The organism is Lentzea sp. NPDC004789, from assembly GCF_053601075.1.
The window spans coordinates 13674-26079 of the sequence record NZ_JBSGBE010000011.1 but is presented as its reverse complement, the minus strand read 5'-3'; the positions used below and the strand labels follow the sequence as shown (position 1 = coordinate 26079).

The window sequence follows — 12406 nt, the reverse complement described above, 5'->3', positions numbered from 1 at the left end:
GGGAGATGTTCCACAACCGCGCGCAAGGTGTCCCGTCTCTTCCTCTCACCCGCGTTCGGAGGCTTGTATGTCAGGTCAGCTCACTCTTCGGTCCGTCAGCAGGACCTTCGCCCACCGCCGCGTGTTCGACGCCGTCTCCCTGACGGTCCGCCCCGGCGAGAAGCTCGGTGTCGTAGGAGAGAACGGGTCCGGCAAGTCGACGCTGCTGCGGTTGATCGCCGGGCAGGAGACGCCGGACGACGGCGAGATCACCGTGGTCGCGGAAGGCGGCGTAGGCCACCTCGGCCAGGTGCTCGCGCTGCCGGACGACGCGACCGTCGCCGACGCGATCGACGCCGCCCTGGCCGAGATCCGCCTGCTGGAGCAGCGGATCGCGGCGGCGGAACGGTCGCTCGGCACCGCCTCGGCGGCCGAGCTGGCCGCGTACGGCGAGCTGCTCACCGCGTTCGAGCACCGGGACGGCTACGCGGCGGACGCCCGCGTCGAAGCCGCCATGTCCGCGTTGGGCATCGGCGACCTGGACGAGCACCGGCGGCTGGGCACGCTGTCCGGCGGCCAGCGCGCCCGGCTGGCCCTGGCCGGCGTGCTGTCGGCCGAGCCGGAGCTGCTGCTGCTCGACGAGCCCACCAACCACCTCGACGCCGGGGCGCTGACCTGGCTGGAGGACCGGCTGCGCGCCCACCGCGGCACGCTGGTCGTGGTGACGCACGACCGGTTGCTGCTGGAGCGGGTCGCCACCGCGATCGCCGAGGTCGACGGCGACCGGCGGACGATCACCCGCTACGGCAACGGTTACGCCGGGTACCTCGCGGAGAAGCGGGCGGCCAGGCAGCGCTGGGAGCAGGCCTACGCGGAGTGGGCCGGCCAGATCGCGCACTGGACCCGGTGGCGCGGCTCGACGGCCTACCACGTCGCGCCGGGCCGGGCGATCAAGGACCACAACAAGTGCAAGTACAACGGCGACGGGCGGCGCGTGCAGGCGTCGATCTCGACGCGGGTGCGCAGCGCCGCGGAACGGCTGGAGCGGCTGCGGGCCGACCCGGTGCCTCGGCCACCGGATCCGTTGCGGCTCAACGCACCCTTGCGCACGGGGGTGCGGGAGGCTGGCGGGGTGCCGGTCGGTGAGGGCCTGTCCGAGGCTTCACCGGTGCGCGACGTTTCTCCAGTGCGGGAGGGCACAATGCCGGAGGCAACCAGGGTGTCCGACGGCAAAGGGCCGCTCGCCGCCGCGTCGATGCGCGTAGGCGATGCGGTGCTGGAGGCTTGCGGCGTAACCGTCGACCACCGTCTGTCTGTCGACGAGCTCGTCGTCACCACCGGGCAGCGCCTGCTCGTGACCGGCCCGAACGGGTCGGGCAAGTCGACGTTGCTCGACGTGCTGGCGGGGGTGCTCATACCGTCGTCCGGCACCGTGCGGCGGCACGGCGTGGTCGGGTACCTGCCGCAGGAGACCGTCGTGCGCGACCCCCGGCGCCCGGTGCTCGCCGCGTTCGCCGACGGGCGGCCGGGCGCGCCGGAGGAGCACGCGGAGGAGCTGGCGTCGCTCGGGTTGTTCCGGCGGGCGGACTTCACCACACCTGTCGGGATGCTGTCGATCGGGCAACGGCGGCGGCTGGCGCTGGCCCGGCTGCTCGTGCGGGAGGCGGACGTGCTGCTGCTGGACGAGCCGACCAACCACCTGTCGCCCGCGCTGGTGGAGGAGCTCGAAGGCGCGCTCGCGGACTACGCCGGCGCGGTGGTCCTGGTGTCGCACGACCGGTTGCTGCGGCGGTGGTGGGCGGGGGAGCGGCTGGACCTCAGCGGTCGCGGCCACTGTTCGCCGCGGCGACCAGGCTGATCATCACCAGGCCGAAGCTCACCAGGCCCAGCGTCACGATGATGCCGCGCTGGTCGACTACGGCAGGTGAGACCGCTGGCAGAGGTCCACTGCGGACCCGCTGGGTACGCTGCACCCCATGAGCCGCCGTCCCCGGCAGACCATCGCCCTCACCGCCGATCTCGTGATCCTCACGATCCGCGGTGGGGTGCTGTGCGTCCTGGTGGTGGAACGCGACAACGAGCCGTTCGCGGGCCGGCTGGCGTTGCCCGGCGGCTTCCTGCGCGGCGAGGAGAGCCTCGACGAGACGGCCGCGCGCGAGCTCGCCGAGGAGACCGGGCTCGACGCGACGTTCCTGCACCTGCAGCAGGTCGGCGTCTACTCCGCGCCCGATCGCGACCCCCGCCAGCGGGTCGTGACGTGCGCCTATCTCGCCATCGCGCCCGACCTGCCGTTGCCCACCGCGGGCTCGGACGCGCGCGCCGCCCACTGGCTGCCCGTCACGCAGGTGCAGCGCCACGGGCTCGCGTTCGACCACGACGAGATCCTGGCGGACGCGCTGGAGCTGGCCAGGGCCCAGCTGCAGTTCCGCACGATCGCCACCGCGTTCTGCGGTGCGGAGTTCACCATCGGTGAGCTGCGCGAGGTGTACGAGGCGGTCTGGGGGGTCGAGCTCGACAAGCCGAACTTCCACCGCAAGGTCACCGAGTCCGCCGGGTTCGTCGAACCGACCGGCGAGAAGCGGCCCAGCCCCACCGGCCGTCCCGCCGCGCTCTACCGCGCCGGGGGTGCGCTCACCTTGTCGCCGCCCATGATGCGACCCCGCCCGGCCGATTCCTGACCGCTTCCTGACCACTTTTTGTCCACTTGACAATTGGCTTGGCATAAGGAAGTTCTTCCGTCGAACCACTTGATGTCATCCTGACAATAACCTAACCTGCCGATATGGCAGATGGCAGTGGGGCGCACGACCGCCGGCTCACCGCGGACGTCGTGCTGTTCACCAAACGGGGCGGGGTGCTGGCGGTTCTCGTGGTGGAGCGCGGCAAGGAGCCGTTCCGCGGTGCGCTCGCGTTGCCCGGCGGGTTCGTGGAGCCGGGGGAGCGCGCGGCCGACGCGGCCGTGCGCGAGCTCGCCGAGGAGGCGGGCATCGTGCTCGCGCGCGATCGGTTGCGGCGCTTCGGGTGTTATCGCGAGCGCGGGCGCGATCCGCGTGGAGCGGTCGAAAGCGTGGCGTTCCACGCCTACCTCCCCGGCGCGCCGGTGCCGCGGGACGGAGGTGACGCCGCCGGAGCGAGGTGGGTGACGCTGGCGGAACTCTTCGAAGCGGCCGTCGCGTTCGATCACCGCCGCATCGTGGCGGACGCGGTGGCCAGCAGGTTCGGCTTTCAAGCTCGCATGGAATCGTTGGCAGACGTGCACTTCTCGGGTCAGTGACCGTCCACTGAGGACTTACTGGCCGGTATCACCCGAAGGTTTGACGCGAAACGCCCGGTGGGGTTAACCTCCTCCGCGCCGCGGACCTGGTTCCGCGATCCCAGCTCTGTGCTGTCTCCACCAGAACGACTCGGCCGTGTCGCGGACTCGCCCTCCGCTTCTTCGTCGTGCGTAGCGGAGTGAAACGATGATCGTGATCCTGACCGCGCTCGCGGTCGAGCAGGAAGCGGTGCTCGCGCACCTGGAGGACGTCCGGGAGCACCGGCACGCCCAGGGCACGTTGTTCGACGTCGGCACCCTGGCCGGGCATCCCGGCCGCGAGGTCGCGGTGGGGGTGACGGGGCAGGGCACGCTGGCCGCCGCCACGCTCACCGAGCGGGCCATCACCGAGTTCTCCCCGGCCGCCGTGCTCTTCGTGGGCATCGCGGGTGGTCTGCGGCCGTGGCTGGAGATCGGTGACGTCGTGGTGGGCACCAAGGTGTACGCCTACCACGGCGGCAAGAGCACCGACGCGGACTTCCTCGCCCGGCCGCGGTCGTGGGAGATCTCGCACGAGCTGGACCAGGTCGCGCGCAAGGTGCACCGCACCCGCAAGTGGTACGAGCCGCTCGCGCCGCCCGGTGAGGCACAGGCGCCGGAGGTCTACTTCGAGGCGATCGCCGCGGGCGACGTCGTGCTCGACTCCACGACCTCGCCGGTGGCGAACGCGTTGCACCACAACTACAACGACGCCGTCGCGGTCGAGATGGAGAGCGCCGGCTTCGCGCTGGCCGGGCATCTCGCGGGCCAGGTGCGCACGGCGGCCGTGCGCGGCATCAGCGACCGCGCCGACGGCTCCAAGTCCGTCACGGACGGCAGAGGCGGCCAGCGCCTCGCCGCCCGCAACGCCGCGGCCTTCGCGGTGGCGCTCGCCGCGTCGGTGCACGAAGACCGCGGCAGCACGCGTCCCGCCGGTGCGGGCAAGCAGTTCCCGATCAGCATCGGGAACTTCACGCAGAAGGCCAAGACCGTGGGCCAGCAGATCGGCGTCAACACGGGTGACTTCCACATGAACCTGGGGGGCGAGCGGTGAACTTCGAGCACTTCGAGCAGACGGCGGAGACCGTCGGCCAGCAGATCGGCGCCAACTACGGCGACACGACGTTCCACCACGAGTCGACCTACCACATCAACCAGGGCGACCCGCCGGAGCGGCGCAACGAGGTCGCGCTCAACTTCCTCGCCGCGGGCGTGCCCAGGGAGGCCGAGCAGATCCTGGGCGACCTGCTGCGGGAAGGGCACTTCACCGCGGAAAGGGCTTACTACTACGTCCTTTCCGCGGTGAGCGGCCGGTCCACCAACGAGGTCAACGGCGAGCTGTTCAAGAACGTCCGGGACGCCCGCAAGATCGCGCAGTCGCTGCCGCACGACCGGTGGCAGGACGCGTTCGCCGTGGTGTGGCGGCTGATGCGGTTCGTGCGGGGCGAGGTCCAGGGCGAGCAGCACCGCGAGAACCTGGACGACGTGCTCGCCGCGTTCACCGCGCTGCCCGCCGACCGCCAGGACGAGATCGCGCTGCACCTGCAGATGATCCTCAACGGTGTCACGCAGTCCAGGCTCGAAGCCGCGTACGCGCACCGCGTGGTCACCCAGCGGATGTCGAACGGCCGCGTTCAGCGGGCGTGGAAGTTCTTCGAGCCGGAACCGGCGGAGCCGCGCCGGTACGTGGCCGCTGAGACGAAGGCCGAGCAGAAGGCCTGGGTGCACGCGGTCTGCGGTGGCCTGGTCGTGCTCTTCGGTGTGCTCGGTGCTTTCGGCGGCACGTCACCACTCGGTGTCCTGCTCGCGATCCCGCTGGTGGCGGCCGGTGGTTTCCTGTGGCTGCACCACGGGGCGGAGCGGGTGGCGGCGGCGATGTGGGGGCAGATCCAGCTCGCCAGGGTCAACCCGCCCGCGCACCCGGTGGACGCGCGTTCTCCCGGGCACTGGGTCTCGACCGCGTTCGTCCGGGAGGTCCACCGCATCGTCGACACCCGGTTCGCCAAGGCCAGGCCGCACGTCCCCGGCGACTGGCCCGCCTACACCGCCGGCATCAGGGCCCACCTCAAGCAGCGCTTCGTGGACCTCTACGGCAACGCGCAGGTCCCGGCCGGCGCGGTGAGCTGGCTGGCGCGCTGGCACGCCCGCCGCGTCGCGCAAGGCTGGGCGGACAACGCGTTGTTCGGGTCGATCACGGGCCCGGCGGCACGGGACACCCTGCTGCTCCGCGTCGGGATCGGCTCGTTCGTCGCGGGTCTGGTGGTGCTGTTCGCGTCGGGCGCGGGGGTGGCGGCCGTGTTCGTCGCGGGCGGCGGGTACTTCGCGGTCAAGGGCGCGACCCGGATCCGCGGCCTGCAGCGGATGAGCGCGCTGGCGCGGGCCGACGACGAGCGGACGTTCGCCGAGGAGATGCGCGGCTACGAGGAGTGGCTGCGGGTGCTGTCCGACCGTCCCACCGACGGTGAGATGGCCCGCTGGCTGGCGATGGACAAGATCTACCTCAAGAACGACCTGGTGCGCCGCAACAACCTGACCACGCACGACCTGGTGATGCACGTGGTCATGACCGAGGGTGCCGATGGAGCGGCCCGTGCCCGCGTGCTGCACGGACCGCCCCGGTACTCCCACTACGAGGTGCAGATCTTCCTGCTCACCCGCAGCGGCGTCCGGGAGACCCGGCTGGAGCTGAACTTCCTGACCGGCGAGGCGCGCGACGAGCGGCGCAACCTGTTCCGCTACGACGCCCTCGCCTCCGCCAGCGTGACCGAGACCGGCCTGCGCGCGACCAGGGGCGAAGGCGACGGCACGCGTGAGGTGGAACGGCTGCGCAGCCGCAAGTTCTGCCTCACCCTCGTCAACGGCAGGGACATCACCGTGGTCGCGGAGAACTTCCGCAACGCCGACGACTCCGCGCTGGAGGACGACTCGGAGCTCTTCCTCGTGGCGCTGCAGACCTCCGGCATCGACGCCGCCCTGCCGATCCTGGAGGCGGTCGCCGCCGAGGGCAGCGACTGGATCGCCAGGGAGCAGGAACGCCGCGAGCAGTGGTCACGCGACTGGTACGAATGACGGTTCGCTCGGCCGGCGGGTCAGCACCAGCGGTCCGTCCTCGGTGATCGCCACCGTGTGCTCCGAGTGCGCGGTGCGCGACCCGTCGGCGGACCGCAACGTCCAGCCGTCGTCGTCGAAGACGATCCGGTCGGTGGTGGCGGCGAGCCAGGGCTCGATGGCGATGGTGAGGCCGGGCCGCAGCTTCATGCCGTGCCCGCGCCTGCCGTTGTTCGACACGTGCGGCGCCTCGTGCATCGTCCGCCCGATGCCGTGGCCGCCGAACTCGAGGTTGGGCGTGTACCCGAACTGAGCCGCGACCTCGCCGATCGAGGCCTCGATGTCGCCCATGCGGTTGCCGGGCCGCGCGGCCTCGATCGCGGCTTCGAGCGCCACCTCCGTCGCGCGGATCAGGTGCAGGTCCTCCTCGCGCGGCGTGCCGACGATGACCGACACGGCCGAGTCCGCCACCCACCCGTCGATGCCCACGGCGATGTCCATGGTGAGCAGGTCGCCGTCCCGCAGCACGTAGCTCTTCGGCAGGCCGTGCAGCACGGCGTCGTTGACCGACAGGCAGATGACGTTGCGGAACGGTCCCCGCCCGAACGACGGCGAGTAGTCCCAGTAGCACGACACCGCGCCGCGCTCCTCGATCATCCCGCGCGCGTGCAGCTCCAGGTCGAGCAGGTTCACGCCGACCGCGGCCACCTTCGACAGCTCGTCGAGCAGCTCGCCCACGAAACGGCCGGTGACGTGCATGCGCTCGATCTCCGCCGGCGACTTCAGTTCGATCAACGTGATCCTCCGGTGCGATGGTCTCCGGTATAACAATACCGGCTTCGCGGAGACGGCTGAACTCCACCACCCAGGAGGGGGACGCGGTTTGCGCTCACCCGGCTCACCTCACCACAGTGCCTGAGCATGAAGCAGGTGCTGCAGCACAGGATCGACTCGACGTTCGCCCACTACGACGTCAACCGCAACGGCGTCATCGAGCTCGCGGACATCTACGCGCTCGCCAACCGCCTCCTGCAGGCGTTCGGGGAGCCGGCGTCCTCGGAGCGCGGCAGCGACCTGGTCGACGCCTACGACAGGTTCTGGGAGATGCTGGTCGAGCACTGCGACGCCGACCGCGACGGCAGGATCGGGCCGGAGGAGTACCGGGCCGCCATGATCGAGGCGTTCGTGGACCACGGGCCGTTCGACGCCGACTTCCTGGAGGTCGTGCAGTCGTTGCTGGACATCATGGACACCAACGGGGACGGCCGGGTCGACGCCGCCGAGTTCGCGGTGCTGCTGCGGGCGCGCGGGCTGGGCGAGGAGGAGTGCGGCCTGGCGTTCGCGCACCTCGACACGGACGGCGACGGGGCCATCAGCGTGCAGGAGTACGTTGCGGCGGTGCGGGACTACTACACCAACCCCGCCGAGAACACGCCCGGCAGCTGGCTGTACCCGAAGGCGTTGCAGCACAGCTGACGGGCGCGCGCGGTCAGACGCAGCGGGGTCAGACGCAGCGGAAGCTCGACGCCACCAGCGGTGAGCCGTGGCCCCGGTACCGCGACACCTGCGGCAACGGGCACAGGTCGCGGGTCGCGGAACCGTCGGCGGAGGCACCGGCCAGCACCGCCGGGGCCCTGCCGTGCTCGACCCAGTCGACCAGGGCACCGAGCGGGTCGACCGGCGCGGCACCGTTGCCGCCACCGCAGTGGTCGACGCCGGGCGCCAGGAACAGGCGGTAGAAGTCGTTCACCTGCCCCATCCGCCGCTCCACCTGCTCGCGGTACCGCAGCGTCCCGCCGGGCGGGATCAGCTGGTCGCTGGTGCCGACGAACGTGATCAGCTTCCCGCCCGCGCGCCGGAACGCCGACAGGTCGGGGTTCGCGGTGCCGATGACGCCGTCGAACTCGCGCACCGACTGGCGGAACAGGTCGCGGTACTGCTGATAGGTGAGCTTCGAGGTGTCGAAACCGGGCTGCCGCAGCAGAAAGCTCGCCACCCACGCGGAGGCCACCGGGAAACCGGGGCCGGGGAAGCCCGGCAGCGTGCCCGCGAGCCAGACCGGGTCCGCGCCCTTCGGCAGCCCCGGCCACAGGGAACGTCCGCGCTCGTCGGCCGGGCCGTTCCAGATCTTGCGCATGACGTCGGCGTCGGCCGTGGTGACGGTGACCTCGACCCCGTCGCAGACGACGACCCTGCCGACGAGCCGGCGCGGGTCGTAGCCGCAGCGGTCCGGCCGGTCGACGATCCGGTTCACCACGCCGTCGGCCGCGTCGCAGGCCTCGATCGCGGCCTTGCGGAACTCGTTGAGCACGCAGTTGCTCACGACGTGGCCGTCCTGTTTCTGCACGATCTGCGGCCACAGGGTCGCGACGGCGAACTGGGCCCAGTTCACGGCGGGCGCGTTGGCGAGCACGCCGTCGTAGTCGTCCGGGAAGTTCTGCGCCTCCGCGTAGCCCTGGCGGCCGCCGGTCGAGCAGCCGTTCCAGTACGAGAAGGAGATCGTGCGCCCGTAGTGCTCGCGCACCACGTCCTTGGCGATGACGGACGACTCGTGCACCGACCTGGTCGCGAAGTTGGCGAGCAGCGTCCGGTCCAGCCGACCGTTGCGGACCGCCCAGCTGGTGTCCAGGCCCGTCAGCACACCGGCGTCGGTGGTGACGGCGGTGTAGCCGTCCTTCACGGCCTGCACGAACGGCGCGCCGGTGTCACCGGCGGCGTACGCGCTGCCGCCGATGCCCTGCAGACGGCCGGACCACCCGGTCTCCGGCAGCCCGACCACGACCTTCACGTGGTCGCCGCCGTCGTGGGTCAGGGTGACGGTGAGCTCGCAGTACGCGGGCACGTCGTGGATCGGTGGCGGTGCGGAGAAGGGGGTCTGCGGGAACGTCACGGTCCCACCGGGGCGGCGCACCGCGTCCACGGACTCGACCCCGGCGCCGGCCGGGGCGGTGACCGGGACCGCCGCGCACGAGGTGGTGCTCGCCGAAGCGGGTGCGAGCGGCGCCAGTCCGGTCAGGAGCAGGGTGGTGGCCAAGAGCTTCGTCAATCTCACGCCGCGACGCTAGGTGCGCGGATCCGACGCTCGCGCCCGTCAGATGACGCTGCTGTTGTACGTCACCGGACCGGGTGACGGGCGCGGGTGATCGGCTGGGAAACTTCCCGCCATGCGCGAGGTGGGCAACAGACGCTACCGGCTGGTCCGCGAGCTGGGCCGGGGCGGCATGGGGGCCGTGTGGCTCGGCCAGGACACCGTGCTCGGCCGCGAGGTCGCGGTCAAGGAGCTGCTGCTGCCCGGCCACGTGCCCACCGAGGAACGGGTCGTGTACCGGGAGCGGGTGCTGCGCGAGGCGCGGATCGCGAGCCAGCTGCAGGACCCCGCCGTCGTCACCGTCTACGACCTCATCTCCGAGGACGACCAGACGTTCATCGTGATGGAGCTGATCAAGGCTCCGACGCTGGAGGAGCTGGTCGAACGCGACGGCCCGCTCGACGTGAAGGCCGCGGCCACGCTCGCCGCGCAGCTGCTGAACGCGCTGGAGGCGGCCCACTCGTCCGGCGTGGTGCACCGGGACGTCAAGCCGGGCAACGTGATGGTGCCCGGCAGGGGCACCGCGAAGCTCACCGACTTCGGCATCGCCCAGTCCCTCGACGACCCCAGGCTGACCGCGACCGGCACCCTGATCGGCTCGCCCGCCTACATGTCGCCGGAACGTCTCGCGGGCGGCGAGGCGACGCCCGCGTGGGACCTGTGGGCGTTGGGCGCCACGCTGTTCTACGCCGCCGAGGGCCGCGGGGCGTTCGACCGGCCGACCACCTCGGCGACGATCCTCGCGGTGATGAGCGAACGGCCGCAGCCGCGCGTCTCCGGCCCGCTCGGCGAGCTGATCACCGGGTTGCTGGAGCCGGATCCGCAACGCCGCCTGGGCGTGGCGGCCGCGCACCGGTTGATCGAACGCGCCCAGCTGCCCGGCGGTGACCTGACCCAGCGGCTGCAACCCGCCCCACCGGTCGTGCTCCCTCCGGCTCCGCCTTCGCCTGCGCCTGCGCCTCCGCCGAAGAAGCGGCGGTCGATCGCCCTGGTCCTCTCGGCGACGCTGACCCCGCTGGTGCTGGTCGGCGCGCTGGTGTCGTTGTACCTCACCGTGTTCAAGCCGATGCTGGAGGGCATGGGCCTGACCGGACCCGAGAGCTCACCCGCCATGCAGCCAGTGCTGACCCTGGGACCGGGCGGCGACCTGCCCTACGACGGGCTGATGGCGTTCCGCGAGGACTGCCTGACCTGGAAGCCGGAGAAGGGCGTGCGGAAGATCGAGACCAAGGACCGGGTCGGCTGCTACAAGGAGCACGAGACCGAGGTGCTCGACGTCATCCTCGCCAACACCGAGACCGAGAAGGACGTGCCGTACCCCGGCGCCGCCGAGCTGACGAAGATCGGCGGAACCGGGTGCACGCGCACGTTCCTGTCGTCGAAGGTGCCCGGTCAGGACAAGGAGAAGACCCTGCGGTACTGGGTGATCATCCCGACCGAGCAGGCGTGGAAGATGAAGCAGGAGAACGGTTATCGCACGTCGGACCGCATCATCCACTGCTTCGTGGGCAAAGCGGACGGCACCGCGCTGGCCGAACCCCTGATGCGGAGCTAGTCAGTCCTCCACGACGATCGCCGACGCCGGGCACACCGCCGCCGCGTGCCGCACGTCGGCCAGCCGCGCGTCCGGCGGGCTCTCGTCCAGCAGGTCCACCAGCCCGTCCTCGTCGCGCTGGTCGAACACGTCGTCGGCGGCCAGCACGCACTGCCCGGCCCCGACGCACTTCTCGCGGTCCACCACGACCTTCACGACTACCTCCAGGTGACGGGCAGCTCGGCGACACCACCGGTGAGGGTGGCGCGCAACGGCAGCTGGTCGAGCTCCTTCGCGAGCCGCAGGTTCGGCAGGCGCTTGGCCAGCGCGGCGAACACCACGCGCAGCTCCGTGCGGGCCAGCGAGGCGCCGATGCAGAAATGGGCGCCGTGGCCGAACCCGAGGTGTGTCCTCTCCGGACGGTCGGGGTTGAACGACTCGGCGTCGGAGTACACGGTCGCGTCGCGGTTGGCCGCGTTGATCGACAGGACCAGGGCGTCACCGCGCTGGATGGTCACCCCGGCGATCTCCACGTCCTCGTGCGCGTACCGCAGCAGGCCGAGGTCGCCGGGCGCGCCGAGCCGCATGATCTCCTCCACCACGGCGTCGACGCGGCCGTCCGGGTCGGCCACCAGCGCCTCCCAGCGGGACCGCTCGGTCAGCAGGAACAGCACGCCGAGGCCGATGCGGTTCACGGTCGTCTCGTGCCCGGCGAACAGCAGCCCGACGCACAGCCGGACCATCTGCTCGTAGTCGAACGACGGATCCTCGTCCTGGGCGCGGATCAGGTCGGAGATCACGTCCTCGCCGAGCTGTGGACGCTTGGTCTCGACCAGGCCGACCATGTAGCGCATGAACTCCTCGCGCGCGTGGTGGGCCTCCTCGCCGATGGTCAGGTTGGCCATGCGTTCGGACAGCCGGGAGAACAGCTCGTGGTCGGCCTCCGGCACGCCGAGCAGGCGGCAGATCATGGCGACTGGCAACGGGTACGCGAGCCCGGAGTGCAGGTCGACGACGTCGTCGGAAGAGGCCGTCAGCGCGTCGAGGTAGCCGTCGACCAACTGTCCCATGTGGTCGGACAGCATGCGCATCCGCTTGGCGGAGAACGCCGGCGTCAGCAGCCGGCGCATGCGCGCGTGGTCGGCCTCCTCGGTCTCGTACTCGCCGCTCGGCCCGTCCAGCACCGCGGCGGACGACAAGCGCGACGCCTTCTCCGGTTCGGGGTGGGAGCGGCCGAACCTCTTGTCGCCCAGCAGGAGACGGACCTCCTCGTGCCGGGTCACGAGCCAGGCGGGGTCACCGGCCGGCGTGGTGACCGGCGCGATCGGTGCCTCCCGGCGCAGCACGTCGTAGAGCGGGGCGAGTTCGAGGACGTTCGGCCTGCTCAGGGGTAGCTGCAGGCGCTCTGCGTCAATGCTCATGCACCGACCGTAGCGCTTAATGGCACTCACTGCCATAAAACTTT

Annotated in this window: 11 protein-coding genes; 7 read left to right on the top strand and 4 right to left on the bottom strand. The window is 71.2% G+C overall.

From position 1 onward, the window contains the following. Window positions 1–67 precede the first annotated feature (67 nt). The 5 genes from ACWEIJ_RS24560 to ACWEIJ_RS24540 all read left to right on the top strand — a co-directional run bounded on the left by ACWEIJ_RS24560 (window position 68) and on the right by ACWEIJ_RS24540 (window position 6340). Window positions 68–1837 carry an ABC-F family ATP-binding cassette domain-containing protein gene (locus ACWEIJ_RS24560; protein ID WP_449839564.1) on the top strand — a complete coding sequence of 590 codons (1770 nt, stop codon included), beginning with the start codon at window positions 68–70 and terminating at the stop codon, window positions 1835–1837. Window positions 1838–1955: 118 nt separating this feature from the next. Continuing rightward, window positions 1956–2657 carry an NUDIX hydrolase gene (locus ACWEIJ_RS24555; RefSeq protein WP_449839563.1) on the top strand — a complete coding sequence of 234 codons (702 nt, stop codon included), beginning with the start codon at window positions 1956–1958 and terminating at the stop codon, window positions 2655–2657. A gap of 104 nt (window positions 2658–2761) precedes the next feature. Continuing rightward, window positions 2762–3253 carry an NUDIX domain-containing protein gene (locus ACWEIJ_RS24550; protein ID WP_449839562.1) on the top strand — a complete coding sequence of 164 codons (492 nt, stop codon included), beginning with the start codon at window positions 2762–2764 and terminating at the stop codon, window positions 3251–3253. A 187-nt stretch (window positions 3254–3440) separates the two neighbouring features. Beyond that, window positions 3441–4325, top strand: a complete 885-nt coding sequence (locus ACWEIJ_RS24545; RefSeq protein WP_449839561.1) for a 5'-methylthioadenosine/S-adenosylhomocysteine nucleosidase family protein — start codon at window positions 3441–3443, stop codon at window positions 4323–4325. Further along, on the top strand, window positions 4322–6340 hold the full coding sequence (locus ACWEIJ_RS24540; RefSeq protein WP_449839560.1) for a hypothetical protein: 2019 nt from the start codon (window positions 4322–4324) through the stop codon (window positions 6338–6340). The genes ACWEIJ_RS24545 and ACWEIJ_RS24540 overlap by 4 nt, the downstream gene beginning before the upstream one ends. On the opposite strand, the gene map is transcribed toward ACWEIJ_RS24540, so the two are convergent. After that, window positions 6320–7114: a type I methionyl aminopeptidase gene (gene map, locus ACWEIJ_RS24535; RefSeq protein WP_449839559.1), complete on the bottom strand. Its 795-nt coding sequence runs from the start codon at window positions 7112–7114 to the stop codon at window positions 6320–6322. The two genes, ACWEIJ_RS24540 and map, sit on opposite strands and share 21 nt — an antisense overlap. 126 nt (window positions 7115–7240) lie before the next feature. Here map and ACWEIJ_RS24530 point away from each other — a divergent pair, with 126 nt between their 5' ends. Next, window positions 7241–7795 carry an EF-hand domain-containing protein gene (locus ACWEIJ_RS24530; protein WP_449839558.1) on the top strand — a complete coding sequence of 185 codons (555 nt, stop codon included), beginning with the start codon at window positions 7241–7243 and terminating at the stop codon, window positions 7793–7795. A gap of 28 nt (window positions 7796–7823) precedes the next feature. Here the strand turns inward: ACWEIJ_RS24530 and ACWEIJ_RS24525 are convergent, their stop codons facing one another. Next, complete coding sequence (locus ACWEIJ_RS24525) at window positions 7824–9371, bottom strand: tannase/feruloyl esterase family alpha/beta hydrolase (protein ID WP_449839557.1); 1548 nt, start codon at window positions 9369–9371, stop codon at window positions 7824–7826. Window positions 9372–9483: 112 nt separating this feature from the next. Here ACWEIJ_RS24525 and ACWEIJ_RS24520 point away from each other — a divergent pair, with 112 nt between their 5' ends. Beyond that, window positions 9484–10962 carry a protein kinase domain-containing protein gene (locus tag ACWEIJ_RS24520; protein ID WP_449839556.1) on the top strand — a complete coding sequence of 493 codons (1479 nt, stop codon included), beginning with the start codon at window positions 9484–9486 and terminating at the stop codon, window positions 10960–10962. Here the strand turns inward: ACWEIJ_RS24520 and ACWEIJ_RS24515 are convergent, their stop codons facing one another. Both ACWEIJ_RS24515 and ACWEIJ_RS24510 read right to left on the bottom strand, forming a co-directional pair. After that, a complete protein-coding gene (locus ACWEIJ_RS24515) occupies window positions 10963–11157 on the bottom strand; it encodes a ferredoxin (protein WP_449839555.1) in 195 nt (64 codons plus the stop codon). Window positions 11158–11159: 2 nt separating this feature from the next. Next, window positions 11160–12362, bottom strand: a complete 1203-nt coding sequence (locus ACWEIJ_RS24510; RefSeq protein WP_449839554.1) for a cytochrome P450 — start codon at window positions 12360–12362, stop codon at window positions 11160–11162. Window positions 12363–12406: the final 44 nt, after the last annotated feature.

Bases quoted from the DNA above. Each gene is read 5' to 3' on its own strand.
- ACWEIJ_RS24560 (WP_449839564.1), top strand. From the start codon at position 68: ATGTCAGGTCAGCTCACTCTTCGGTCCGTCAGCAGGACCTTCGCCCAC.
- ACWEIJ_RS24555 (WP_449839563.1), top strand. From the start codon at position 1,956: ATGAGCCGCCGTCCCCGGCAGACCATCGCCCTCACCGCCGATCTCGTG.
- ACWEIJ_RS24550 (WP_449839562.1), top strand. From the start codon at position 2,762: ATGGCAGATGGCAGTGGGGCGCACGACCGCCGGCTCACCGCGGACGTC.
- ACWEIJ_RS24545 (WP_449839561.1), top strand. From the start codon at position 3,441: ATGATCGTGATCCTGACCGCGCTCGCGGTCGAGCAGGAAGCGGTGCTC.
- ACWEIJ_RS24530 (WP_449839558.1), top strand. From the start codon at position 7,241: ATGAAGCAGGTGCTGCAGCACAGGATCGACTCGACGTTCGCCCACTAC.
- ACWEIJ_RS24520 (WP_449839556.1), top strand. From the start codon at position 9,484: ATGCGCGAGGTGGGCAACAGACGCTACCGGCTGGTCCGCGAGCTGGGC.
- ACWEIJ_RS24510 (WP_449839554.1), bottom strand. From the start codon at position 12,362: ATGAGCATTGACGCAGAGCGCCTGCAGCTACCCCTGAGCAGGCCGAAC.